The organism is Brevibacillus sp. FSL K6-2834, assembly GCF_038592925.1.
GTDB lineage: Bacteria > Bacillota > Bacilli > Brevibacillales > Brevibacillaceae > Brevibacillus > Brevibacillus borstelensis.
In genome coordinates this window covers 5,325,585-5,351,581 of sequence record NZ_CP151945.1, presented here as the reverse complement: position 1 = coordinate 5,351,581, position 25,997 = coordinate 5,325,585, and the positions used below count along the sequence as shown (strand labels likewise).

The 25,997-nt window shown below is 53.0% G+C and carries 20 protein-coding genes; 11 read left to right on the top strand and 9 right to left on the bottom strand.

The window, feature by feature from the left end; translation table 11 throughout:
• Positions 1 to 158: 158 nt before the first annotated feature.
• A complete protein-coding gene (locus NST96_RS25875; RefSeq protein ID WP_024983719.1) occupies positions 159 to 866 on the bottom strand; it encodes a hypothetical protein in 708 nt (235 codons plus the stop codon).
• Positions 867 to 1,015: 149 nt separating this feature from the next.
• Here NST96_RS25875 and NST96_RS25870 point away from each other — a divergent pair, with 149 nt between their 5' ends.
• The 4 genes from NST96_RS25870 (at position 1,016) to NST96_RS25855 (ending at position 6,894) form a co-directional block, all read left to right on the top strand.
• Positions 1,016 to 1,765 carry a gluconate 2-dehydrogenase subunit 3 family protein gene (locus tag NST96_RS25870; RefSeq protein ID WP_341464307.1) on the top strand — a complete coding sequence of 250 codons (750 nt, stop codon included), beginning with the start codon at positions 1,016 to 1,018 and terminating at the stop codon, positions 1,763 to 1,765.
• 14 nt (positions 1,766 to 1,779) lie between these two features.
• Positions 1,780 to 3,498 carry a GMC family oxidoreductase gene (locus NST96_RS25865; protein ID WP_031932551.1) on the top strand — a complete coding sequence of 573 codons (1,719 nt, stop codon included), beginning with the start codon at positions 1,780 to 1,782 and terminating at the stop codon, positions 3,496 to 3,498.
• 687 nt (positions 3,499 to 4,185) lie between these two features.
• Positions 4,186 to 5,394, top strand: a complete 1,209-nt coding sequence (locus tag NST96_RS25860; RefSeq protein WP_031932553.1) for an aminotransferase class I/II-fold pyridoxal phosphate-dependent enzyme — start codon at positions 4,186 to 4,188, stop codon at positions 5,392 to 5,394.
• A 33-nt stretch (positions 5,395 to 5,427) separates the two neighbouring features.
• Positions 5,428 to 6,894, top strand: coding sequence for a sigma 54-interacting transcriptional regulator (locus NST96_RS25855; RefSeq protein ID WP_003388523.1), 1,467 nt, complete (start codon positions 5,428 to 5,430; stop codon positions 6,892 to 6,894).
• A gap of 255 nt (positions 6,895 to 7,149) precedes the next feature.
• Here the strand turns inward: NST96_RS25855 and NST96_RS25850 are convergent, their stop codons facing one another.
• The gene (locus tag NST96_RS25850) at positions 7,150 to 7,668 is read right to left on the bottom strand and encodes a stalk domain-containing protein (protein ID WP_003388522.1); all 519 of its coding nucleotides are present in this window, start codon (positions 7,666 to 7,668) and stop codon (positions 7,150 to 7,152) included.
• A gap of 289 nt (positions 7,669 to 7,957) precedes the next feature.
• On the opposite strand from NST96_RS25850, the gene NST96_RS25845 reads away from it, so the two are divergent.
• Positions 7,958 to 8,665, top strand: coding sequence for a uracil-DNA glycosylase (locus NST96_RS25845; protein ID WP_342405026.1), 708 nt, complete (start codon positions 7,958 to 7,960; stop codon positions 8,663 to 8,665).
• Between the two features lie 938 nt (positions 8,666 to 9,603).
• Here NST96_RS25845 and NST96_RS25840 read toward each other — a convergent pair.
• Entirely contained in the window at positions 9,604 to 10,248 is a 645-nt protein-coding gene (locus NST96_RS25840; RefSeq protein ID WP_003388519.1) for a thiamine diphosphokinase, read from the bottom strand.
• A 344-nt stretch (positions 10,249 to 10,592) separates the two neighbouring features.
• On the opposite strand from NST96_RS25840, the gene NST96_RS25835 reads away from it, so the two are divergent.
• On the top strand, positions 10,593 to 10,988 hold the full coding sequence (locus NST96_RS25835) for a DUF1232 domain-containing protein (protein ID WP_003388518.1): 396 nt from the start codon (positions 10,593 to 10,595) through the stop codon (positions 10,986 to 10,988).
• Between the two features lie 238 nt (positions 10,989 to 11,226).
• Entirely contained in the window at positions 11,227 to 12,132 is a 906-nt protein-coding gene (locus NST96_RS25830) for a GNAT family N-acetyltransferase (RefSeq protein ID WP_003388517.1), read from the top strand.
• Positions 12,133 to 12,141: 9 nt separating this feature from the next.
• Here the strand turns inward: NST96_RS25830 and mutM are convergent, their stop codons facing one another.
• Both mutM and NST96_RS25820 read right to left on the bottom strand, forming a co-directional pair.
• Positions 12,142 to 12,951 carry a bifunctional DNA-formamidopyrimidine glycosylase/DNA-(apurinic or apyrimidinic site) lyase gene (gene mutM / locus NST96_RS25825; RefSeq protein ID WP_035989650.1) on the bottom strand — a complete coding sequence of 270 codons (810 nt, stop codon included), beginning with the start codon at positions 12,949 to 12,951 and terminating at the stop codon, positions 12,142 to 12,144.
• 82 nt (positions 12,952 to 13,033) lie between these two features.
• On the bottom strand, positions 13,034 to 13,756 hold the full coding sequence (locus NST96_RS25820) for a FadR/GntR family transcriptional regulator (protein WP_338463147.1): 723 nt from the start codon (positions 13,754 to 13,756) through the stop codon (positions 13,034 to 13,036).
• 463 nt (positions 13,757 to 14,219) lie between these two features.
• Here NST96_RS25820 and NST96_RS25815 point away from each other — a divergent pair, with 463 nt between their 5' ends.
• The 4 genes from NST96_RS25815 to NST96_RS25800 all read left to right on the top strand — a co-directional run bounded on the left by NST96_RS25815 (position 14,220) and on the right by NST96_RS25800 (position 21,395).
• Positions 14,220 to 15,632 carry an FAD-linked oxidase C-terminal domain-containing protein gene (locus NST96_RS25815; protein WP_327927115.1) on the top strand — a complete coding sequence of 471 codons (1,413 nt, stop codon included), beginning with the start codon at positions 14,220 to 14,222 and terminating at the stop codon, positions 15,630 to 15,632.
• On the top strand, positions 15,629 to 16,924 hold the full coding sequence (locus NST96_RS25810) for a (Fe-S)-binding protein (protein ID WP_031932560.1): 1,296 nt from the start codon (positions 15,629 to 15,631) through the stop codon (positions 16,922 to 16,924). The genes NST96_RS25815 and NST96_RS25810 overlap by 4 nt, the downstream gene beginning before the upstream one ends.
• A gap of 210 nt (positions 16,925 to 17,134) precedes the next feature.
• On the top strand, positions 17,135 to 18,295 hold the full coding sequence (locus NST96_RS25805) for a class I SAM-dependent RNA methyltransferase (protein ID WP_031932561.1): 1,161 nt from the start codon (positions 17,135 to 17,137) through the stop codon (positions 18,293 to 18,295).
• A gap of 91 nt (positions 18,296 to 18,386) precedes the next feature.
• Positions 18,387 to 21,395, top strand: coding sequence for a DUF4855 domain-containing protein (locus tag NST96_RS25800; RefSeq protein ID WP_327927113.1), 3,009 nt, complete (start codon positions 18,387 to 18,389; stop codon positions 21,393 to 21,395).
• A gap of 57 nt (positions 21,396 to 21,452) precedes the next feature.
• On the opposite strand, the gene NST96_RS25795 is transcribed toward NST96_RS25800, so the two are convergent.
• The 4 genes from NST96_RS25795 to selD form a co-directional block, all read right to left on the bottom strand.
• A complete protein-coding gene (locus NST96_RS25795) occupies positions 21,453 to 22,022 on the bottom strand; it encodes a hypothetical protein (protein ID WP_024983728.1) in 570 nt (189 codons plus the stop codon).
• Between the two features lie 44 nt (positions 22,023 to 22,066).
• Positions 22,067 to 22,708, bottom strand: coding sequence for a hypothetical protein (locus NST96_RS25790; RefSeq protein ID WP_342405020.1), 642 nt, complete (start codon positions 22,706 to 22,708; stop codon positions 22,067 to 22,069).
• 464 nt (positions 22,709 to 23,172) lie between these two features.
• Positions 23,173 to 24,441 (bottom strand): MFS transporter, encoded by a 1,269-nt coding sequence (locus tag NST96_RS25785; protein WP_122957966.1) that lies wholly within the window; start codon positions 24,439 to 24,441, stop codon positions 23,173 to 23,175.
• A 488-nt stretch (positions 24,442 to 24,929) separates the two neighbouring features.
• Positions 24,930 to 25,982: a selenide, water dikinase SelD gene (gene selD, locus NST96_RS25780; protein ID WP_003388503.1), complete on the bottom strand. Its 1,053-nt coding sequence runs from the start codon at positions 25,980 to 25,982 to the stop codon at positions 24,930 to 24,932.
• Between the last annotated feature and the right edge of the window lie 15 nt (positions 25,983 to 25,997).

The window sequence follows — 25,997 nt, the reverse complement described above, 5'->3', positions numbered from 1 at the left end:
TGGGTTGCCAGATCAGCCTGTCCCTTTTGCATGTGTACGACCGGAACGCATAGCAATAAAGGCTGATCGCGCCGGAGCACATAGCGAAGCTGGAGTTCTTGGGGCGCGATGCCGTCCCCGATAGCTTGACGAAGCCGAGCTTCTTTCACAAGCCGCCCTTACGGCTGTTTGGAACCGGAGCGGAACAGGAGAGCCAGGTCATCCCCGATATTGGCGCTTTCTTTTCCCGGCCTTGTCGCTTGCTTGATCCGATCCATGGCGGCTATCGCTTGCGGGTTGGTGACAGTCCGGATCTCTACGCCCCCGCCGTAAATGCGTTCGATTTGATCCTTGGCTTTGGACAGCGTTTGTGCTTGAGCGCTTGCGCCCATCGTGCCGATTTTGTCCGTCGGCCGCGAAGGTCCGCGGTAGGAGCTTCCTTCATAGGGGCTTAGCAGGTGGTTTTGTGTCTCGTCCATAGAGTTGGTGGAAAGGGTTTTTCCGTCTGCCGGAGCGAGGAAGACGCAGTCATGAACGACCAGAACATTGACTCCGTTGACTCCCGCAGCGGCCAGACGAGCCTCCAGATTCGACGAAGGTCCGCCGTCGTTTAAGCCGGAGCTGCCCATCATGCTGTAGGTGGCTGTCCCCATGCCGCTGTTTGTTGCTCCGTACTGATTGGTGGTCAGCTTCTTGTCGCGGTCAACACTGGGAATGACAGTCGTGTGGTCGTGTCCGGGAGCTGCCTGCTGGTGCATGGACTGGGTTTGCGCTCCCTGGTTCGCTGCTCCTTGGTTTTGCCCTCCTTGATTCGGTGTCGCCTGGTTTGTACACGCAGTCAAAAGGCAAATGACACCGATCCCGCTGATCATTTTTCGTATCCGCATCCAAAATCCCTCCAGATTAGTGTTTGCCAGCTACCCGATATGATTTGCCGATTATTGCCTATTTATTGATGTCCGCAGTTGGAAATTTTTTTGGAGAAAATGGTTATTTTGCCGAAGAATTGCACACATAAAAGATATACATTCAGGAGGTGGTAGCTTTGGCACAGACAAACGAAGGACAAGAGCAAGCCGTTTCAAGAAGGAAATTCTTGAAAAACTCCGGTTTGGTTCTGGGCGGTCTGGTAGTAGGCGGCGTTGCGGGCAGCTTGCTCAGGACACAGGCCCCGCCCCCACCTGCGGCAGCTCCTGCACCGGCCGACTTCAATCAGGCTCTGATGTATTTTTCACCGGAGCAATTCCGGGTGGTTGATGCGGCGACAGAGAGGATTTTCCCTGAGGATGAGAACGGCCCCGGAGCCAGAACCCTTGGTGCAGCTTATTTTATCGACCACCAACTGGCAGGGGATTGGGGATTCAATGCCCGCGATTATATGCAAGGCCCTTTTTATCCCGGTGAAGCTACCCAAGGATATCAAGGCCGGCTCAGAAGGCGGGAAATTTTTGATATCGGGATTCAGGAAATGAACAACTACAGTACAACGAAATACGGGAAGCGTTTCTACGAATTGGAGGCAGATCAGCAAGATGCTGTATTAAAAGCCTTTGAAGCGGACGAAGTGAAGTTGACCACCATCTCTGCCAGCGGCTTCTTCAAGATGCTGCGTGCCAGCACGATGGAGGGCGTCTACGCTGATCCGCTTTACGGCGGCAACAAAAACATGGACGGCTGGAGGCTGAAAAATTACCCGGGGAACCAGATGGCTTATACCCAGGTAATCGAGCAAGACCAATTTGTCAAAATGGAACCAAAAAGCTTGCGTGACCATCAGCACGGATAAGAGGGGGATCGGACATGCCCAGAAGACTGCCCAAGGTAGATGTCGTGATTGTCGGAGTTGGTTGGGGCGGAGGAATCATCGCCTCGGAATTGACGAAGCAAGGCATGACTGTAGTAGGTTTGGAGCGAGGGAAAGAGCGAAAAACGGAGGACTATTTCATGGTCCACGACGAGCTGCGCTACGCTCTCCGCTACGAGCTGATGCAGGATTTATCCAAGGAAACGATTACTTTCCGAAGCAATACGAGGATCAGAGCGCTGCCGATGCGGAGCTACGGTTCCTTCTTGCTGGGGACGGGATTGGGCGGTGCCGGTGTCCACTGGAATGGACAGACCTTCCGCTTTTTGCCGTATGATTTCGAGATTCGCAGCAAGACGATTGAGCGGTACGGCGAGAAGAAAATTCCCGAAGGCATGACCATCCAGGATTGGGGCATCACCTATGATCAGTTGGAGCCGTACTACGACCGTTTTGAAAAACTCTGCGGGATCTCCGGTGAGGAAAATCCGCTGGCCGGAAAACGATCAAGTCCATACCCCACACCGCCGATGAAGCAGACACCGGCCATGAAAATGTTTGCCGAAGCGGCTAAAAAGCTGAAGCTTCACCCCTACATGATGCCTTCGGCCAACTTGTCGCAGCAGTATACGAACCCGGATGGAGTATCGCGGGCCGCCTGCCAATATTGCGGATATTGCGAGCGGTTTGGCTGTGAGTACGGAGCCAAAGCCGACCCGGTCGTAACCGTGATTCCTGTGGCGAAAAAGACGGGCAAGTTTGAGATCCGGACGCATTCCCATGTACGGAGAATTTTACATACCGGCAACAAGGCGACAGGTGTTCTCTACACAGACGTGACGACCGGAGAGGAATTCGAACAGCCGGCGGACATTGTCGTGTTGACCAGCTACGTGTTCAACAACGCCCGTCTTTTGCTCTTGTCCAAGCTGGGCCGTCCGTACGATCCGGCTACCGGAAGAGGAGTAATCGGGAAGAACTATGCGTATCAGGTAATCCGCGGGGGAGCGACAGGCTTCTTTGAAGAGAAGGAGTTTAACCTGTACGCAGGAGCAGGCTCTCTCGGCATGACGCTGGACGATTACAACGGGGACAACTTTGATCACTCCGATCTGAAGTTCCTGCACGGAGCGAGCATCAGCCTTTCGCAGACCGGACAGCGTCCGATCGCCAACAACCCGGTTCCTTCAGGTACGCCGAACTGGGGCAAGGAATATAAGGCAGCTTCGCTCAAGTATTTCAACAGGGCCCTCGGAGTCGGAGCCCAGGGGGCGTCCATGCCCTTCAGGCACCACTTCCTCGATCTTGACCCGACATATCGGGACGTCTTTGGCGATCCGTTGATGCGCATTACCTTTGACTTTGAAGAGCAGGACCGTCAATTGGCTGCCTTCACGGCGGACAAGTGTGGACAAATTTTAAAGGAAATGGGAGCGACCCATATCGATGTGAGGCGCGAGCTTGGCCCATACGACATTACCCCGTATCAGTCCACTCACAATACGGGTGGAGTTATCATGGGTGCCTCGCCTGACACTTCTGCCGTGAATAACTACTTGCAGATGTGGGATGTGGAGAATTTGTTTGTAGTCGGTGCGTCGGCTTTCCCCCACAACAGTGGTTACAACCCGACAGATACTGTGGGGGCGCTTGCTTACCGGGCGGCAGAGGGGATTGCGAAGTACGCGAAAGGCAACGGAGGGCTGCTTGTGTAGGTGGTTTGGTCTTTCGATGGAGGGACCTGGCTGTTTGAAGAAGGGGGCGTCTTGGGCGCTTCCTTCTTTTTTCTTGATGATACGCATCTGGGGCGGACTCTAGCGTACCTGGGCCGGACTTTCGTGAAGGAGATGAAAACGGAGAAAAACGCTACAGGTTCGGTGGGACACTTGCTCGGGATTGACTGTCCGGCTCCATTCCAAAAGCGAAACCGCGTCCAAAAGCAGCGGTTTCAGGGGGTATCTCAGAGGTTGGACGCTGAAAGCGTGTTTCGCTTTTGGAATGGAGCCTGGGTTGGTGTCCCAAAGACCTTCGCGTTTTTCTCCGTTTTCATCTCTACAGCTTTTAGGTTTTATCGGTTGGTCGCAGCGCCCACTCAAACGCTCGAGTACGCAGTAGTCAGTCAGACACCCGAGCCTTCATTCTTCACTTTCAAAGTCCATTCTCCACACTAATTGTCAGTTTTGCTAAAACGTTTAGCGAAAATGCGAAAAAACGGGTGTAGATTTGTTAGGGAAATTTGCGGGTCGGTTTCCGGCCTTTTTCTCCAATAGGGAAAAACACCGTGTTGGTAAGGAAAATAAGGCGGTTTTGGAACGCTTAGTTTCGGTATTTAAGTTAATTGCAGAATTGGCACAATCCTTGCAAAAGTAAAAGGCAAACGAACAGTGAGAGGAAGAAGCATCATGGACGCAAAAAAATGGAAGATGGATACAGCGTTGATTCATGCCGGGCATCAGCCTTGCGATAAGACGGGGGCGGTAGCTCCGGCAGTTGTACCGGCGGTGGCTTATGCGTTTTCCGATGCGGATGCCGCGGCTGCGGTTGTATCCGGGGAGAGGGAGGGAACGTACTATGGACGCTACGGCAACCCTACGATTGCTTCTTTGGAGATGAAGATCGCCGCGTTGGAGAATGGCGAGGCGGCTTTGGGCGTCAGCAGCGGCATGGCGGCGATCTCCGGGGCTTTGCTCGCTTTTTTGAAGCAGGGTGACCACGTCGTATGTACCAAGGATGTGTACGGCGGCAGCCATAAATTTTTGACTTCGCTTGCTCCACGCTACGGGATTGAGGTCGATTTTGTCGATTGTACCAAGCTCGCTGCTGTGAAACAGGCGATCAAGCCGAACACGCGGGTGCTTTATCTGGAGACGCCTTCCAATCCATGTCTGACAGTCCTGGATCTCCGGGAGCTTTCCCGACTGGCCCACGAGCACGGACTTACGGTCATTGTCGACAATACGTTCATGACGCCGTACCTGCAAAAGCCTCTGGAACTGGGGGCCGATGTGGTCGTACACAGCGCGACCAAGTATCTAAACGGCCATGGCGATGTGATCGCTGGCTTCATCGTTGGCAAACAGGATGTGATCCGGTTTATTCGGAAAAATATCATGGGTGATCTGGGCCAAAATTTGAACGCCTGGGATGCCTTTTTGATTTTGCGCGGGCTCAAGACGCTGGGCTTGCGGATTCGCCAGCACTGCCAGAGCGCGGAGGCGATTGCCCGGTATCTGGAGGCGCATCCGGCGATCGAACGGGTGTATTATCCGGGTCTTGCCTCGCATCCGCAGCACGAGCTGGCGAAAAGGCAGATGAGCGGGATGGGCGGAATTGTTTCGTTTGAAGTAAGGGGCGGATACGAAGCAGCAAAATCTTTCATTAACGGACTGCGCCTGGCTATGATATCGTTTAGCTTGGGAGATCCGGAAACACTGGTTCAGCATCCAGCGTCCATGACGCATTTTTCCATACCGCCAGAGGAGAGGGAAGCCTTTCATATTACGGAAGGGTTGATCCGGCTGTCTACGGGCCTGGAGGATGTGTCGGACATTATCGAAGATCTGGAGCAGGCGCTTCGGCCGCTTGCGAATCACGTGTCTGCCGGCGTGTAACGTTTGACCGGGAAATGGCAGGGAGGTCGGGGCATGACGGAATTTTCTCGCATCCGCACATTTATTCAGGGGTACGCGGATAATATTGCGGAGGTGCTGGGGCTTGATGTCACTATTCTGGATGAACAGGGCATCCGGGTCAGCGGAACCGGAGATTACCGGGACCTGATCGGTTTGCCAGCCCCGGAAGGTTCGTTTTTTCGGATGATTTTGCAGACCGGGCAGCCGGGTATCATTTACGACATGAAGAAGAACGAATCCCAGTGCATGAACTGCAAGTTTCTGCTGCAGTGCAGGGAGCTCGCGACGATCGGGTTTCCGGTTCACAAACGGGAAAAGACCGTTGGTGTGATCGGCCTCATCGGTTTTTTGCCCGAGCAAAAAGAGAAGATGCTGCAGCATTCGGAAAAGCTGATGACGTTTTTGCACCATACCAGTGCTCTGATCGTGCACAAGCTGCTGGAGCTGGAGGAAGAGCGCAGACAAGGCTGCAATATCCAGGAGGAATTGCCCTATGACCCTGCCCAGGCCGTCTATTTCGCCCAGCTGATCGGAGCGGAAACCGGCTTGCAGGAGGTCATCCGCAAAGCGAAAAAGGTGAAAGACAGCCTCTCTACAGTGCTGATTCGCGGTGAAAGCGGGACGGGCAAGGAGCTGTTGGCGCGTGCGATTCACAGCGAAGGCAACCGCGCTGCGCATCCATTTATAGCTGTAAACTGCGCGGCGATTCCGGAAACCCTCCTGGAGAGCGAGCTGTTTGGCTACGAGGGAGGAGCTTTTACCGGTTCGAGACGAGAGGGAAAGCCGGGGAAATTCGAGCTGGCGCACAAGGGCACGATTTTTCTTGACGAGGTCGGAGATATTCCGCTTTCGCTCCAGCCCAAGCTGCTTCGCGTGCTGCAAGAGCGGACGGTGGACCGCGTAGGCAGCGTCAAGCCTGTCGCTGTGGACGTGCGGGTCATCGCGGCGACACATCGGGATTTGGAAAGCATGGTGAGGGAAGGTGCGTTTCGGGAGGATTTGTACTACCGGCTAAACGTCATTCCGCTTCGGCTGCAGCCTCTTCGGGAGCGGCGGGCGGACATTCCGCTCTACATTCACCATTTTTTGAACAAGTATGGAGCCCTCCTGCAAAAAGGTCGAATAGAGGTCGATCTGGACGTGATGGAACGGTTGAAAGGCTATGATTGGCCGGGAAACATCAGACAACTGGAGAACGCGATCGAATACATGGTCAATATGGCCGAGGATACGGTGATCGGAGCTGGCGACTTGCCGGAATACCTGGCGCAGCTTGAGCTGCCGGCAGTATCTGAACAGACGGGAGGCGAGGCGGCCAGCGGAAGCCTGGAGGATATGGTAGCCATGTATGAGCGAGATATTTTGCAGCAGTATTTTCGCTCGCCCAAATGGGGGGGCGACAAGACGAGGATTGCGGAGGAGCTGCAAATCAGCCTGTCCACGCTTTACCGAAAGCTGGAGAAGCACAGGCTGATTTGACTGTGGTTCGGCGGAGTGTATGCTTGTCAGTCACCTCAGTCTTGGCCTATTCTACGAGCGCCAGCCCCGGGAAAAGCAGCCTTGGGGTCGCAAAAAAGCAGCGTCCCTTTTGGGGCCGCTGCTTTCTGCATGAATGGTCGATTATGTCAATAAAAGACCGGTACAAACTCCTGCGACATTGCATGGTTTGCCTGCCAAGCGCCAAATAAACGGACAGAAGGCGACTTTGGCCAAACGTAAAAATGAATGCTGTCGCTATTGAAGCAATGAACGAATTTCACCCGTATTCGGATTGACGACAAACCATCCATACGTGCTCGTGTAGCTGTCGCCGGATTGGAAGTTGTTCACTACGGTCTGGTATATCTGGATGACGTAGTGCCCTTTTTCGTCGTCATGATCGTATTCGACGATATGCTGCGGTGTCAGGCTGCCCGCGAATTTCTTTTTGACCAGCTCGACGGCTTCCATTTTGGAATACATTTTCCCGGCAGGAAGCTTGCCGAGATAGATCGATTTGGTTTTTCCGTCGTAAATGACTGACTTGCCGAGATTTTCCGCGACAAAACGGATGGGTACATAGACTGAATTTTTGTACAATATTCCTTGTACGTCCATCGCTGGTGATTTTGGCACTCCGTCAAAATAATAGGTGAACGGTGTCTTGTTGATCTCGCTTGAATCCGGGTACGCTGGTGCCGCCAAGGCCAGTCCGGAGAACAGTGCTGATCCCACGACAATTCCCCCAACAAATGACTTCACATCCCACTTCATGAAAAACCCTCTTTCCCATCTCTATTTCTATGAATGAATTCCAAGGGATATTATGACAAAAAACATAGGACCAAGCTATCAAGCAAGGGTCATAGGAGCGAACGCCCAGAAACCGGGAAAAAGGCATTCTGTTCCCTCTGCGTTGGTCCTAGCAGGGGGATGGTTTTCCCGGGCAGGCAAGGAAAGAAGGCCCGTCTGATGGCGGGATGATTTCCCGGTCTCTTTTCTAGCAAATGAGAAGAAGGTATGATAGAGGGAAAGCTTTACTGAGAAAAGGCAGGTGTCTAGCATGTCTATTTTGCGGAACGATTGGGCTGAGATATTGGCGGACGAGTTTGAAAAGCCATACTACATCCAGCTTCGTGAATTTTTGAAAACAGAATACCAGAGCCAGGCAATCTATCCTGACATGTACGATATATTCAATGCGCTTCACCTCACACCATATCGGGAAGCCAAGGTCGTCATCCTCGGCCAGGACCCGTATCACGGTCCTGGTCAGGCACATGGACTCAGTTTTTCTGTCAAGCCGGGGGTAGCGACGCCGCCGTCCTTGCAAAATATTTACAAGGAGCTTCAAAGCGACTTGGGCTGTACGATCCCGCAGCACGGGTATTTGGTCAATTGGGCCAAGCAGGGCGTGCTGCTGCTCAACACGGTGTTGACGGTACGGGGAGGAAATCCCAACTCTCATAAAGGCAAAGGCTGGGAAATTTTTACGGACCGGGTGATCGCCGCTTTGAACGACCGGGAAACGCCGCTGGTGTTTATTCTGTGGGGACGGCATGCGCAGGAAAAGGCGTCATTTATTGATACGAACAAGCATTTCATCATTGCGTCTCCGCATCCAAGCCCGTTTTCGTCCAATCGCGGATTCTTTGGCAGCCGCCCCTTTTCGCGGACCAACCAGTTTTTGCGTTCGCAGGGAATGCAGGAGATCGATTGGCAGCTTCCTTTGCAGGCGGAGCTGGAAGAGGCGACTGCGGCTCGGTCGTAAGCTTTAGAAAATGAGCGAGCCATGAATGATGTGAGTATGCAGGTAGGCACCGTTCCTCTGGAGGACGTAGGCCGGAGCGGGGAGCGGTAACAGGCTTCTCTTCAAACGCAGTCGCTTTTCTTTTTTGTGGTTGGACCGGCTCTAGTGGAGGAGATGAAAAAGGAGAAAACAGCTCAAGGTTCGGTGGGACACTGCGAAGGGGCTGGACTGGCCGGCTCCATTCCAAAAGCAAAACCGCGTCCAAAAGCAGACTGCTCGATGGAGCGTTTCAGAGTTGGACGCTAAAAGCGTGTTTTGCTTTTTCCATTCCGCCTGGGAGGTGTCCCAAAGACCTTCGCGGTTTTCTCCTTTTTCATCTCTACATCTGTTGGTTTTCTCGTAAAAAACCGTTCGGACATACGCCCGAACTGTTTTTAGAGAGGCTGGTTTGCAAGGAAGCTCGTATAAATGAACATCCGTCAGATTGCTGAGATCAGGCTTGTCGTGGGCCTTAAACAACATGAAGTCAGTTGCTGATAAATGCTTGCGGAGGTTTTTAGCCAGAGTTGTGGTCATGACTTTTTGCTCGAAATCCGTAGTCAATTAGAAGCCAACCTACTGACAGGTGAACCTTAGACACCTTTGAACGATCCCACATGCTCTTTAAAGCTGGGAGAAGCAAATCCCGCTCGCCAGAGAAGCCTGTTTCCAGTCGGAGCGACTAGCGAAGTCCGGCCCAGCTCCGCAATGATCCCGAGGAAGCAGAATCGCAACCTATGAATACACTTCGCAGCTGCGCGTCGTTTTGCGATTCCCTCGGGAGCATTGCGGAGCGGACAGTCCCAGCTTCTTTGCGGGACGAAGACCGGAGCGGAGAGTGGAAACAGGCTTCTCTCCACCGCAGCCGCTTTTTGAAAGTAGAAAAAAAGCTTCTCCCCGCAGCCAGAGAGATTCACTGTCTAATCCATGCTCTGAATCACAATCAGGCAACCGGCCTCGATCGAAACCGTTCCGGTTTCCGAAACCAGTACGTTGCTTATGCCCAGCGTGTCGCCCATCCGCAGAGTCGCCTTGTCCAGCGGGTACTGAAAGCCGGATAGGGTGATTCCGCTGACCGTCTCTGTGAGCGGCAGCAGGGAGACGTGGGAATACCGGCTTTTCCGCAGGGTGATTCGGTCGGTGACGAGCATGATCTCGTTTTTTTCGTCCACGATCCGGCAGGGCACGCCAGCCTTCAGCCCTTTTGACAGCAAGTGAACATTGGCAAGCGTATGGTCGAACCGGGAGCCCAACGCTCCGACGAGAACGATCTCAGCCGGCTGCTGCTCCAGCGCCCAGAGAAGGCCCATCTCCGTATCAGTCAAGTCCTTCATGACCGGGTCGCAGGAACGCATTTCCTCGCTGTTTTGGCAGATGATCTCCCGCTCATCGGGTGTGACCGAGTCGAAGTCCCCGATGGACAGATGGGGACGTCTCTCGTTTTGTATCAAAAATAACGCTCCTCGGTCGACTCCGACCAAAAAGGCATCCTCGTCTATTTCTTCCAAAGCCCAACTGCCCAGATTTCCTCCTGCAAACAGTATGATTTTGGACGATTTCTCCATGATGTTCCCTCATTTACGTGGATTCGCGGCTGTCAAAGGAAAAGGCTGATTTGTTGAGCGGCCAAGCCTGACAGCATCTTTCTTTATCTTACCATGCAGGTGCGGTTAAGAGACAGGAGGGGCAGACATTGCAGTTACTGTAAGCAATACAGGCAATACAGGCAATACAGGCAATACAGGCAATGCAGGCAATGCAGGCAATGCAAACACTGCAAACACTGCAAACACTGCAAACACTGCAAGCACTCAAGCAATACAGGTACTACCTCCCGCTTGCTTTCTATGCCGGAAACGTACTACGATACTTTTACTATCCAAGATAGATGACTATTGGAGGCGAGAGCATGTCCGATAATTATACGAAGGTGTACACGGAAGAATCCTTTTGGGACAAAGTGAAGAAGTTCGCCAAAAAAGCGGGAGGAAAAGTAGTTTACGTAGCGCTGCTGCTCTATTACGCCCTGCAAAATCCCAAAACGCCTGCGTGGGCGAAAACGGTCATATTAGGGGCGTTGGGCTACTTCATCACTCCGTTGGATGTGGTGCCGGATATTACGCCGGTCGTGGGATATGGAGATGACCTGACAACGCTGATCGGAGCCTTGCTCATGGTCGCTGTCTATATTGACGACGATGTCAAAGGAAAGGCCCGCGGCAAGCTGACGGATTGGTTCGGGACGGAAGTGCTGGACGAACTTTCCGAGATCGATGAGAAGCTGAACAGCAAGAAGGAAGAGTAGGCTGACACAGCTTTCTTCCTTCTTCAGCCACGTAAACAAGAGGTTTTCTTTTCGAGTGAAGCGATATGGCCAGGATGATCGAAACCAAAACAAAACGATTGAATCTTGCGAATTTATTGATTAAAATTTTTTTGTCGAACCAAGACCATTCCACTCCTTGCTTCCTGCATCCATGCAAATCTCGCCGAAGGATGGGTGAAGTCGAGCTTTTTATAAAAAAGACGGAGAGTGATTACCCGTGTCCACGATTTCCATCAAGCGTTTTCCGGAGTGTACGTTGTCTGAAATTACCGAGGCCTGGAACAGAGGATTTGAGGGGTACTTTTTCCCTGTCAATATGACGGTGGAAAACATGATTCAAAGGCTGGGAACCGAAGGGTATGCTGCTTCCCTTTCCGTCGTTGCCTTTGCAGACGGAGCGCCGGTGGGGGTTGTGGCGAGCGGTGTGAGAACGATTGGCGGAAAAAAGGTGGCCTGGAACGGCGGCACCGGAGTAGCGACAGAGTACCGGCGTCAGGGCTTGGGCAAAAGCTTGATGGAAGCCACACTTGCCCTGTACCGGGAAGCGGAGGTGGAGGTGGCCACTTTGGAGGCAGTCAGTCAAAACGACAAGGCGATCTCGCTGTACCGGCAGCTCGGCTATGAAGTGGTTGACAAGCTCTTGTTCTGGCAGCATAATGAAGCGTTTGCCAGCGCGCATCCGTTCGGCGATCCGGCCTCGCTTCCGTACCGGATTCGCAGGGGAATTCCGCAGGAGTCCGCTTCGCTTTCCTTTTCCCCGGCGAGCATTCCCTGGCAGAATCAGTGGCAAAGCCTCCGCGACGGTGAGGCTGTATTTGTGGAGGATGCCCTGGGCGAGACGCTTGGCTACGCCTTGTACAAACGGACCTTCGACGAGGAAGGAAAGCTGGCTGCGATCACCTTGCGTCAGTGTGCTTATCACCCTGACCGAGCGGATGCGGAGGACATCGTTCGTTTTGCGCTCGCCCATGCCTACGGGCCGCTTGACTATACGTGCCGTAGGGGAACCTTTAATTTCCCGGCCTCACAGGAAACGGTTCTTCGGGTACTGGAGGAAGCGGGATTTGCCCCATCAGGCAATGAGCAGGTATTCATGACCCGTCAGATGGAGAGAAAAGGCTGACTGGCTTTTTCATTGCTGACAGCCTGTGCAGTAGAACACTTTGCGGGATGACCATACGTCCTGTGTAATCGGATGAGCGCAACGGGGGCACGGCTCGCCTCCGCGATCATAGACGCGGCAGTGTTCATTGTAGCCGCCCGTCAGACCGTCTCCGCGGAAAAACGGCGTTTCCATGTAGCCGCCGTGCTCCAAGGCATCGTGGAGGACAGCCTGCAGCGAGTGAAACAGCCGTTTTTCCTCTTCCGGCTGGAGGGAAGGGATGCGGCGGAGCGGCAAGATCCCTGCGTGATGACAAAGCTCGTCGGCATAACAGTTGCCAATGCCGGCAAGCACATGCTGATCGACCAGCGCGGCTTTCAGAACGCCGCGCTTTTTCTGTATCAAGCGGGTAAACTGCTCTGCGGTAAACAGGGGGTCGAGCGGCTCGGGACCGAGCTTCGCCAACCGGTTTTCCGCTTCTTCCTGCGTCAGCAGATGCAAGTACCCGAGGCGCAGCCCGTGAAAGTAGAGAACGTGCCGTCCCACTGAGATCGTCATCTGGGCAGTCCGGTCGAGCTTGTCCTCCGCGGTCCCCCAGTACAGAAAACCGCCGAGCATGAGATGCAGCAACAAAACACGGCCCGATTGCAGCCGGAACAAGATGTGCTTTCCTCTGCGTTCGACCGTGGAAAAAGCAGTGCCTTTCACATGCTCTTCAAAGGCCGCTGCGGGTATATTGATCGTTTTCTCCCGCTGCACGCTGACATCTGTAATCGCCTGTCCGGTTAAACGCTCCTGCAGCAGTCTGCGATAGGTCTCCATTTCCGGCAGCTCCGGCATTTTCGTATATCCCTCCAGTCTGTTTTCCCCGTTCTGTTTCAAAGCGTCTGTCTTCTGCGTCCTGCCTCAGAGCGTCTGCGTGCTACTCGTCGTTGCCAAGCTCCAGGCGGTTTAGCAGCACATCCTCGACTTTCAGCAAATGGTGGAGCATTCTCTGCTGCGCCATCAAGGCGTCGCGTTCGCGGATTGCCATGTAGATCAAGACGTGTTCCTCGTACAGTCTTTCCGTGCTCGCCCTCTCGCCAAACAGCCACATTTTGCGGGTGTTCCGCATGCTCTTCGTCATGGCTCCGGAGATCGTCTTCATCATGTCGATCAACAGCCGGTTGTGACTGGCCCGCGCGATCGCCTGGTGAAAGTCGATGTCGGCCTGTTCGCTCGCCTCTTCCGAATCGGTGCCTGCCCTCATGTCATCCAATGCCTGTTTGAGCGCAGCCAGGTCGTCTTCTTCCCATTTTCGCGCAGCCAGACCGGCACTCCCGACCTCCAGGATTTTGCGGACTTCCAATAGCTCCAGAATGTCTTCGGAACCCATCAGGATGGTAGAGAGGGGAGCGGTCAGGCTGGACGTTTCAAACTTGCGGATAAAGGTGCCCTCGCCTTGCTTTATATCCACCAGGCCCATCGCCTGCAGGGCGCTCAATGCTTCTCTGACCGCAGATCGTCCGACCTGGAATTTTTCCGCCAAAGCCTGCACGGAATCCAGTTTATCCCCGGGCTTTACCTGCCCCTCCATTATCATTTGCTTTAGCTCGTCGGTGACGGCTTCATATATCTTTTTGTTGGATATTTGCTGAATTGGCAATGTGCTTCCACCCTTTACCTTGTGCTGAAATCATTTTACTATACGGGAACCCCCGAAGCATCTGCCTCAGGTTTGTCTAGTAAAACAGTGTCGATGCGGAAAAAGATCACAGCCGCGTATAGTTGGTTTGCTTCCGTCACATCTTTTTTCGAGGAGAGCATGGCTGGATGCTGGAAGCTGTCTCGAAACTATATTTTGGGAATATTCAGTCGTATAGTCATCAGATGAGTGAAGACGAGAGCAAAGTATCAAAAATTGACTTTGTGATTCTTTAAAATAGATTCAATATTTAGGTATATATGATAAACTGGTATGTAGCAAGGGTTTTTCAGAAGCAAGCCAGGCAGTATCGGCGTTCGCTGCCTGATGGACAACGGCTGGAGACTTGGTGTTTCTACTTGCCAAGCGTTACTATTTGACAAAAGTCATCAGATGACCTGATCACTAAAACGGGGGATTAGACATGCTGGATACAGAAATTCGCAAAAAGCTGTCAGCGATTGTAGGAGAAAAATATTTGCTCGACACGCCGAATGAACTGTACGCGTATTCCTATGACGCGACGCCCATCCACCAAGCCATGCCGGATGCGGTGGTGATGCCGGGCAGCGTAGAAGAGGTGTCGGCTGTGCTTAGGCTGGCAAACGTTCACGGCATACCGATCATACCACGCGGCTCGGGGACGAACCTTGCAGGGGGGACAATCCCTGTCGAGGGCGGCATCGTCATGAATATGAACCGGTTCAACCGCATTTACGAAATCGACAAGCAAAACCTGACGGCAACGCTGGGACCCGGTGTCGTGACTGCCGACCTGCATCAGGCAGTCGAAGCGGAGGGCCTGTTTTATCCGCCCGATCCGGGGAGTATGCGGATATCCACTGTCGGCGGAAACATGGCCCAGTGCGCAGGCGGGATGAGAGGACTGAAATACGGGGTCACCAAGGACTACATACTGGGGTTGGAATACGTCCTGCCGTCCGGAGAAGTGCTTCGCTGCGGCGGAAAAAACATGAAGGACGTGGCCGGCTATGATATGACGAGACTGATGGTCGGCTCCGAAGGTACACTCGGCGTCATTACCGAGATTACGGTAAAGCTGCTTCCCCTGCCGGAGACGAAGCGGACGCTGGTCGCCTACTATACCAACCTCGTCGACGCAGCCAAGACAGTGGAAACAGTGATTGCCTCCAAGATTATTCCGGCGACGATCGAGTTTTTGGATCAGTCCACGATGAAGGTCGTCGATGACTTTGCCAAGCTGGGCCTGCCTTTGGAGATGAAGTCGATGCTCTTGATCGAGCAGGACGGGCCGGAGGAGCTGGTCGTCCGGGATATGGAACAGATCGCGGAGATCGCCAGGCAGCAGGGGGCGGCCGAAGTCAAATTGGCGCAAACAGCCGAGGAGGGAGCCAAGCTTCTGGCGGCCCGACGTTCAGCTTTGGCGGCGCTTTCCCGGCTGCGTCCTACCACGATTCTCGAAGACGCGACAGTGCCCCGCTCCCGTTTGGCCGAGATGGTCGAAGAAGTGGAGCGAATCGCTGAAAAGTACCAGGTGCAGATTTGTACGTTCGGTCACGCAGGGGACGGGAATTTGCACCCCACCTGCATGACCGATGAGCGGGACAAGGAAGAGATCCACCGGGTAGAGCAGGCGTTTGAAGAAATTTTTCACGCCGCGATTCGCCTGGGCGGAACAATAACCGGGGAGCACGGCGTAGGGATGGCCAAGAGGAACTACCTCGACCTGAAAGTAGGTGCGGGCGGCATCGAGCTGATGAAGCGGATCAAAGCCGCTTTTGACCCGAACAACATCATGAATCCCGGCAAAATGTTCGCAAGCAGCGGCCGGCGCAGAGTGGTGGTGAAACGATGAGCAAGACGACCAGTCAGGAGCTGCTGTCGAAATTCAACATGGACGAGATCATGAACTGCATGCACTGCGGTTTTTGCTTGCCGGCCTGTCCGACCTACCGGGAAACGGGCCTTGAATCGCACAGCCCCCGCGGGCGCATCGCTCTCATGAAAGGCGTTGCCACCAGCCAGCTTTCCGTAGACCCGGAATTCGAGAAAAACATGTACGCCTGTCTTGGCTGCCGTGCGTGCGAGACGGCTTGTCCGGCGGGGGTCCCTTACGGCAGTCTCGTGGAAACGGCGCGGGAAGTAGTCGAGGACAACAAAAAAAGCGAAGCCACACCGCCTTTTCTTCGCCAGCTCGTGTTCGACAAGGTATTTCCTTATCCGGAGCGGATGCAAGCCTTGGGTACGGCTCTATGGGCAGCTCAAAGCGCAGGACTCCAAACAATGGCCAACAAGACCGGGCTGATCAACATTCTGCCGCGGGAGCTTGCAGAGATGCAGCAAGCGGTCGACAAAATCGCTTCCCCGAGGGAGCGCAAGCAGCGGGAAAAAGTAATGAAAGCGGAAGGAAAGGCCGCCCTGAAGATCGGGATGTTTACGGGCTGCATCATGGACGTGATGTTTTTCGAGACGAATCAGGCGACGGCAAGGCTTTTGACAAAAGCGGGCTGTGAGGTCGTTTTCGTGGAAAACCAGGTATGCTGCGGGGCGCTGCACGCTCATGCGGGAGAAAAGGAAGGGGCAGTCGAGCTTGCCAAGCGCAACATGGAAGCGTTCGAGCGGGCCGGAGTGGACTTCGTCGTCAACAACGCAGGCGGCTGCGGCGCGGCGTTGAAGGAGTACCACCACTGGTTCCACGACGATCCCGAGTGGAAGGAGCGGGCCATGGCGTTTGTCTCCAAGGTGAGAGACGCAAACGAGCTTTTGGCCGAGCTGCCGCCGCTGACCTTTTCCAAGCCGCTCAACGTCCGTGTCACCTATCAGGATTCCTGTCACCTGGCTCACGGACAGGGCGTTCGCAACCAGCCGCGCCAGCTACTGAGGAGCATCCCCGGCGTCGAGCTGATTGAAATGACCGGTGCGGACAGCTGCTGCGGCTCCGCGGGAATTTACAACATCACCAACTTCGACATGTCGATGCAAATTCTCGACGGCAAGATGGAGCATGTAAAGGAAACAAAGGCCCGCGTAATCGTCACATCCAATCCCGGCTGTCTCCTGCAAATGAAAAAAGGCATCATGCGCGCAGGGCTGGAGGGGCAGATGGAAGCGGTCCACATCATGGATTTGCTGGCCCGGGCATTGTAAGGCTGATCAATTGGTTCCTCCGCAGGCCGCCAATTGCCAAGAAACAGACAAATGCGAGCCGTTTCATACCGTACGATCATAGTCCCGTTTCCGTTTGGACGGGACTTTTTGGTTTGCCCCTGTAGAAGATTACCAATACACCAGCAGAATCGGGTAATATAGTATAGGGGGAAAGACCCTCCCATTTACGCACGGACAGGAGATTATGGAATGCAAAAAGTGGAATTGATCGCAACGGCGACATTTGGCCTGGAGTCAGTGGTAGCCGATGAAGTTAGGGCACTGGGCTATCAGGATGTCAGAGTAGAAAATGGAAAAGTTGAGTTTACGGCAGATATTTCCGCGATTCCCCGGACAAATTTATGGTTACGAACGGCGGATCGCGTGCGTCTAAAGATAGGGGAGTTTCGGGCGACGACGTTTGACGAGCTGTTTGAGCAGACAAAAGCGCTTCCGTGGTCGGATTGGATACCGGCAGATGCGACATTCCCCGTCGAAGGAAAATCGGTAAAATCAACGCTGTTCAGCGTACCGGACTGCCAGGCGATCGTCAAAAAGGCAGTCGTGGAAAGTCTGAAAAAGACGTACAAGCAGGATTGGTTTGAAGAAAAGGGGCCGTTGTACAAAATCGAGGTAGCACTTTTGAAGGACATCGCGACCTTGACGATTGACACGACGGGGCCGGGGCTCCACAAGCGCGGCTACCGGAGCCTGATCGGCGCAGCTCCCTTGAAGGAGACGATGGCGGCGGCGATGATTCTGCTGTCACGCTGGAAGCCGGACCGGACGTTGATGGACCCGATGTGCGGCTCGGGGACAATTCCGATCGAAGCGGCTTTGATCGGGCAAAACATCGCGCCGGGTATGAACCGGGAATTCGTTTCGGAAAGCTGGCCGACGATACCGAAGACGGCATGGCGGGAAGCGCGGGCCGAGACGCATGATCTGGCCAGATACGACCAGCCGCTGGAGATTATCGGAACCGATATTGACGAGGATATTTTGCGGGTCGCGAGACGGAATGCAGCCGAAGCAGCCGTAGATGAGCACATCCATTTTCAACAGATGGACGTCCGCAATGTCCGCACCAAGCGAAAGTACGGCTACCTGATCTGCAACCCGCCGTACGGCGAACGGCTCGGAGACTGGAAGCAAGCCGCCCGCCTGTATCGGGAGATGGCGGAGGCTCTGCGGACCTTGGATACATGGTCCATCTACATGCTGACCTCGGACGAGCAGTTTGAGGAGCATTTTGGACGCAAGGCGAGCAAGAAGCGGAAGCTGTACAACGGAAATATCAAGGTCGACTACTACCAGTTCTTTGGACCGCGGCCGCCCCGTCCGAACAAATCAGAAACCCCGGCGGATTGATTCGTTTGTTCAAAGGAACCGGGACGTCTCTTGTGGGGTAACGTAAGCAAATCAAACACAAAGCAGAAAGAAGCGCAATGGAGGAGAAAACATGGGTGTAAGACGATCTGCAGGGAGGGTAATGGCTGCTTTCCTGGCATTTTCATTGATGGCCACCTCGGCAGCCGCCGCCACGGGACCGACTGTTCCGACCGGCACCGCCCCTGAGCCGGACAAAAAGACAGAGGCGGAGCGCTTGCCTGGTGAACAGGCGATTGTCTTTAGCGATCTGACGAACAGCTATGCCCGCGAGTCGGTCAATCATTTGGCGTCGCTTCAACTGATCAGCGGGAAAAAGGACAATCTGTTCCTGCCGCAGGAGGCTATTTCCAGACAAGACGTGTTCGTTTTGCTGGCAAAGGTGATGGGGGTACAGCCCAAGCTGCCGAGAGAAGAGAAATACGAGGATGTGTCGATGAACAGTCCTTATGCGCCGTACATTTACGGCCTGACGGAACTTGGCGTGCTGAACGGACGCAGCGATGGCACGCTGGGGGCTGCAGATCCCCTGACCCGGCAGGAGATGGCCGTCATTTTAGACAGGCTTTGGAAGGCGGGCAGCGGTCCGAAGCAAATACTGGGGAAGGAAGCGTACGACGACGAGGATGAAATCGCCGACTATGCCAGGGAAGCGGTAGCATCCGTCACCGCCCAAGGCTGGATGAAGGGAGCCAATGGCGCATTCCGTCCACAGGGACAGGTGACGAGAGGAGACGCTGCTGTCATCGCGGAGCGCGTCTGGAATGCCCGTTATCAGCTGGCGGAGAAAGTCGATTTTGCCGTCAGCAAGACAAAGCTGACGGTGATGGCTGGCACCAGCGAGCGCGTAGAGGTCACACGCCCGAGCGGAGGAGCCCTGCCGTTTACCCCGGTCTTCGCGTTTGACCACCCGGAGCTCGGTACGATCTTGCCGGACGGCACCTTCGTCGCCGGTCCCTCTGCCGGGAAAGGCACACTGACGGTAAACGTCGGTTTCAAACAAGTGACGATTCCCGTGGAAATAACGAATGCGCCTGTCGAGCCGAAGAAAGACGAGGCAAAAGGACAGGATGCAAAGGGAACGGCGGAAGGAAAGCAAGCCGCTGACGCCAAGGAATCTGGCAACGCCGCGAAAAAAGCGGATGCGGATGAAAAGCAGGCGGAATCCAAAAATGGACAGGCATCCGAGAAAACGGGAACGCCTGATTCGGAAAAGAAAGAACAAGCTAGTACAACCGACACGGCAGCATCCGAGCTTGCGGGAGACAGCCAGTCCCAAAAGGCGGAGAACGGCAAAAAAAATGAAGCGGTTGGTTCGCAGCCGGGCAGCGGCCAGGAAGCCAGCAGCAAGGGTAGCGACAGCAAAGCTGCCGGAAGCGAGGATACTGGAAGCAAAGAAACAGGCAGCAAAGAAACCGACAGCATGGATACTGGAAATAAAGATACCGAAAGCAAAAATGCCGAAAACAACGATAATGATAGCGAAAACACCGACAGCGATGTCGATCAGCCTTCCGAGGAGGACGAGCTGGTCAATCTCGCCCCGGGGAGCTTCACATCCGTAAAAACGTTTGGAATGGCAGATGCATTCTTCCAGGAAGTCGAAAAACAATATCCCGGCCCAGTCGGCGGCTTGGTCACGCCTTCCGAGACATGGACGGGCTACAATCGCCAATTTGGCCGAAAGGTGACGGTTGTGCTGCCGGAAGCCAAACAGCTGGAGAGAGTAACGCTCACGCTCAAGCATCAAAGAACCTCAGGAATCACCATTCCGGAGTGGATGGACGTGGAAGTGTCCCCTGACGGGAAAGCATGGTATTTTGCCGGAAAAGCAAAGCATGATGTATCTCAGGCGGAGGACGCTGTAGTTGAGCGGACGCTGGCCGTTACGCTGCCGCAGGTGGAGACCCGCTATGTACGGGTATCCTTCCCGGTAAAGGTGTTTGCCTTCGCCAGACAGCTCGAAGTATGGGGCAGGGATGGCAAGGGAAGCGCAGCGCCGCCGGTGCTGCTGCCATTTGCCAACCAGACCGATCCCCAGGCGGTAAAACCGTTGCCTCGCCGAGTCGAGAACATGCTTCTCGCCTATACCGGTGAACACGGCGAACGGGGAACCTGGACAAAGGAAGAATTCCTCCCGATGGTCGGCTACCGAACCACAGACGGGTACATGCGGGATCAGATGTTTGATACGATCCTCTTCCTGCCGTACCAGACCATGCCGGCCACCAAGGACAGGTGGAAGCAGTATTTGGATGATTTGTACCGCTCCAACCAGCAGCTCGACGCGCTGAACAGCGCGATGCGGGAGTTCAACCGCTTGCGGGGAACGCTGTATGCATCGCCGACGATAGAAAATGTCGTATTGGCGCTGCCGTACCCCAATTCGGCGCAAACGGACTTCGGCGTGATCGATCCGAAAAAAGGGTCGCTTTCCTTCAACGCCAAGCAGGTGGGCGAGGAGCAAGCGTACCAAAACCGCAAGCAGGCATTGGAATGGTACTATGGAGAGCTGAAGAAGCGCTGGGATCAGGCTGGCTTCCAGTACCTGCGACTCGACGGCATCTACTGGTTCCACGAGCTGGTGGAAGACGGCGCTCCAAAGGAACGAGACCTGATCCGCCACATGGGCAGCATGGTCCACAACGATTCGCTGCGATATTACTGGATTCCTTATTTCGGGGCGCCAGGGCTCAGCGAGTGGAAGTCCCTGTATTTTGACAATGCGTTCCTGCAGCCGACCTACTACACCGACAAGCCGGTTCCACTGGAGCGCATCCAGGGAACGGTGGAAGTGATGCAAAAGTACAGCATGGACGTTGAGATTGAAGGAGACGACCGGATGTACCGCGATCCGAAGTTCTACCAGCTGTACTACAATCAGTTGATTGCGGCGCGCAAAGCCGGAATGGACAAAAATAATATTCACGCCTATTACTTTGGATCGAAAACGCTGCTGATCGCCGCGAACAGCGATGATCCTGTGATCCGCGCTATCTATGATGACACGTATAAGTGGATGCGAGGAAAGTTTGAGCAGGATGAGTATTATCTGCCGGAAGAAATTCCGGTGAACAAGTAGATTTGTGAACGCTGAAAAAGGTCTGCCTCCGAAGGGAAGCAGACCTTTTAGCAAGTTTTAATAAGAGCTGATTTCATTGTAGTTTTCGTCGTACGCTACGATTGTGGAAAACGTTTTAACACCGAGTCTAACATCAAAGTAGTATTTATAATTATCGATCATTATTATGGAAGATTCATTATTTGGGTATGTAATTTGAACCGATTTGATCCTGCTGTCATTAATTACTCCGCAAATGATTTGGAAATTAGTGTCTTTATTTCGCAAGCCTCCTACTACTTGCAGTTTTGTAAACGGCGAGTTAACATCCATCTTTGCTATTTCCAGATGAACAATCTCCCAGTTGTTTTTGTTATGTTCAGCATAGAATGAACCTTCAAATCGTTCCTCATTCTTATTAAAAATAAATTGTCCAAATCCAGATTGTTCGATATATGAAACCTTCACAACTTTGAAATCTTCAACTTTCGAACCTATTTTTTCGTCTGTCTTTTGATGAACAAATGAAATTAGCGCTTGGTCTTCATCTGTAAAACTAATCGTTTCTGGACTGGTGTTTATTTCTTTAGGTTGACATCCTAATAAAAGCAGAAATAACAGTACAGTATAAAATAATTTAGTTTTCATTAAATTGGTTTCCTCCTTAAATAAAAGTGGGGTTTCCCCTACTTTTATTTATACATAGCGGCAAACATGTAAATAATACCGGGTCCTTCAACCTCACTAATTGCGTATTGCTTCCAGCTTGCCGAGGCTCCAGCGTTAATGGATAATCCCAGAAAACTAGCAGAAAATGCCTTAGATACTCTTGCTGTCGCTGGTTGGTAGGATTGAATGTAACTTGAGATCCCTTTGGCATAAGTAAAAGGGTTTTTTACAGACTCTTCTGTAATTTCTACAACTCCGTAACCTGCTGCGGCACCACTAGTTGCTGATGTATTCGTGCTTACAGCATCATCTAATATATTTCCGGGGGTATTGTTATTGTTTAAATAAAAGTGATGGACTATCGCTACTCTAGAGTAACTAATACCTTGTTGAAACTCCCACGATGGACCTGTGACATAGTTTCCCGACTTATCAGGAGTTGTATGTGTGTCAATATATGTCGAATAATTCCACGGACCAGCAATGTGAGGTAGTAATTGAGCTGCTGCTAGATCTTTTGTTAGTTCTTTATATCTTTGAGGGTCTGTTTCAGATGTGTTAAAACTAGCTCTAAAAATGGTACCATCAGCAAATTTTATTTCATATTGATCTTTAAGTTTTCCTTTTTTTCTATCCCTATCAATTATTTTCTGGGCCTCTTCCATTCTATCTGCTTGTTTTGCTAAAGCAACTAATTCCTTTTTCCATACTGCTTTGTCTAGATTGCGAATTCTTTCTTTGTACTCACGGGGATGAGAATTAACATATTCTTAAGTAACATCGCTTAAATTATATTTATTTTCAGATTCACTATATTCATCAAGAGAGAACTAAACACCCTTTCCAAAAAATATTTTATAATTGTATAATATTGGTAATAAACAACAATATAAACCATTTATTGTATAATTTTCAATTAGCATTTTGTTACTTGATTTGTTTATTACAAGTCGTTAACTTTGTCTCGGACAAGTAGAAAGGATACCATTTACAAGGTAAGATAGTTAAGTAGAAACAAGAGGGACTAACTCCCTCGGAAGACAAACCCTCTTGTTTTAATCTAGTAGCCTCATCTTACAGGACACGCCTGGCATCTCTTATTATATTCCTACTTTGCTTTGCTCGTCTTTTACCCTCCATACCCCGATGTTCTTTCAATACCACCACCCTCCGGTATCAACCGGAACATATACACATACAGCAAAGCACTCAACAGCGAAATACCCAAGATAATCGAGAAGACGCCGAGCGGCGACAGCCACTCGGACAGACCGATGGCGAGCGGCGCGATAAACCGGCCGATGGAAAATTGCAGCGATGATGCTCCCATGTACTGACCCCGGGCGTCCTCAGGCGCATATTTGCTGATAAAGCTCTGCACGACCGGCGTGCGGATCAATTCGCCCAGAGTCAGTACGAACATACAGCCGAACAACAGCCAAATGTTGTTCGTAAAAGCCATCAGGAACAGGCCAAAGCCGTACAGGACGGAGGAGAGGATCAGGCTGTTCCGGTCGCTCCAGTGCTGAAACCAGCGGGTGACAGGCAGGGTAAACAGCACGACCAAAAGACCGTTCAATCCCATCAGCCAGCCAAATGCGGATGTCCCCCCGATAGAAAAGGACCAATCTCCCCACCAGACCAGCGGCTGACTGGGCACGTGCTCTTTTACGTACAGCGCCATGTACAGGTCCAGCTGCATGAAGGCGATGGCTACCAGAATGCCGGCCAGAATGTAGATGGCAAACGGTTTGTCTGTAAAAATGACCGCATAGCTCCGGAACTGTTCTTTCAGCGAAAAACGCTTGGCCGGCGCGGCCTCTGCCTTGCCGATGAGAGAAGGAAGCGTCTCCCGGATCAAAAAGAAGAGCAAGACCCCGTAGACAAATTCCACGATGGTACAGGCGAGCAGCAGTTCAAAGCGGTAGTGGACAAAGAAGATGGAACCGAGCACGGGACCGGCGACAACCCCGATGTTCATTGCTGTGTAAAAGGTGGCGAAGACTACGCGGCGCTCGTCTTCCGTTGTCAGATCGGCCACCATGGCAGAGCTGGCGGGCCAATACATCGAGCCGGCCATCCCAATGCCGATAAAGGCCACGTAAGTCATCCATGGAGATGACGAAAATGCAAACAGTGCAAACATGACGGATGATGAAAAAATGGCGATCAGCATGGTCTTTCTACGGCCGATCCGGTCTGCCAGATACCCGCCGGCCAGATTGGCGACGATGCCGAGCAGCGGAGGAACCATCAGCAGCAGTCCGGCTACATCCTTGCCGAAAACATCGCTGAAATATAGGGCCATAAAGGGAAAGTACATCCAGAAAAACGTATGCGTAATCAACTCGCCGAACAGGCGGACCTTCAGGTTGAGGTCCCAAGAACGCCAATACATGAAAATTTCCTCCAATCTCTCAAAGAAGCTCGTTTCGCATCTGCAGGTGCCCCGCCTTTGTGAGGGGCTGATTCTCTCCTGGTTCGGCTTGGATTATGAAAAAAAGCGCAAACGGAGGAGTGTGAAAACCTCTTCCGCTTGCGCTTTTTGCGTCTGGGTCGGGATACTGGGACGGGGTCTTGGGGTACGCGAAAACAGAGGCACGTATCCCGTACGCAGAATCGACAAATGAAAGGTCTCGATTCTACAACCGAAAGTCCCATATCAGAAAAGACGGAAGCGGGTTCAGGCATCCTGCAGCTTCTTGCATTCAGATAGGGTTTTGTCAGGGGTGAGGACCCCTGGACAAGGTCCCCAATCTAAATCGTAGAAACTACAGAAAGCAACATGAACCAACACTCCCGTCTTTCAAAAATTTTTTGCCAGATTGACTCTTGTTGACTAGAATACTCCACTGTCGGGAAAAAATGCAAGAAAATTTTTTTGTTCTACGGGTGAACCTCGATCATACCTGGATGGTCCTCTACGACGTCCGCGATGATCCGGGCCCACTCTACTCCATTTGCATGCAGGGTTTGCAGCAGCCGCTCGCCATCAGCAGCAGGCAGGCTGATCAGCAATCCCCCGGAGGTGACGGCGTCGCAGAGGATCAGCCGGTCTGTTTCGTCCAATGCTTCCGGGAAACGGACGCGGTCCGATACCCAGCGGAAATTGGATTTGCTGCCGCCCGGGACGATGCCCTGTTCAGCCAGCTCGCGGGTACCAGGCAAGACGGGCACTTGTGACTGGCGGATGCGGATGCCGACCTTGCTGCCTTCCGCCATTTCCAGCGCATGCCCCATGAGGCCAAAGCCGGTCACATCCGTGCAGGCGTGCACGGGAAAATCGTGCATGCATTCAGCGGCCCGCTTGTTCAGCCTAGCCATGATTTCCATGACCAGCTCTGTCTTCTCCGGAGAAAGAGCTTCGCGCTTGATCGCGGTCGTTTGGATACCCACACCGATCGGCTTGGTCAGGATCAGCACGTCACCCGGCTTGGCCCCGGCGTTGGTCAGCACGCGGGAAGGGTGGATGGTACCGGTAACCGCAAGACCGAATTTTGGCTCCTGATCGTCGATGGAGTGGCCGCCGACGAGCACGGCACCCGCCTCTGCGACCTTTTCAGCGGCGCCGCGCAGGATGTCCGTCAGAATCGAAGGGTCCAGCTTGTGAATGGGAAAGCCGACGATGTTCATGACCGTCAACGGTTTTCCGCCCATGGCAAAAACATCGCTGATCGCATTGGCAGCAGCGATCTGGCCGAACCAGTACGGATCATCCACGATCGGGGTGAAAAAATCGAGCGTCTGTACGATAGCCAAATCGTCAGTCAGTTGGTAGACGCCGGCATCGTCCGAAGTCTCCACGCCGACCAAGAGACGCGGATCGCGCTCTGCAGGCTTGGGCAGATTTTTGAGTACAGACGAAAGGGCGTCAGGGCTGATCTTGCAGCCGCAGCCTCCCTTTTGGGTAAGAGCAGTAAGCTTGATGGTTCCAGACATGTTATGACCTCCTGA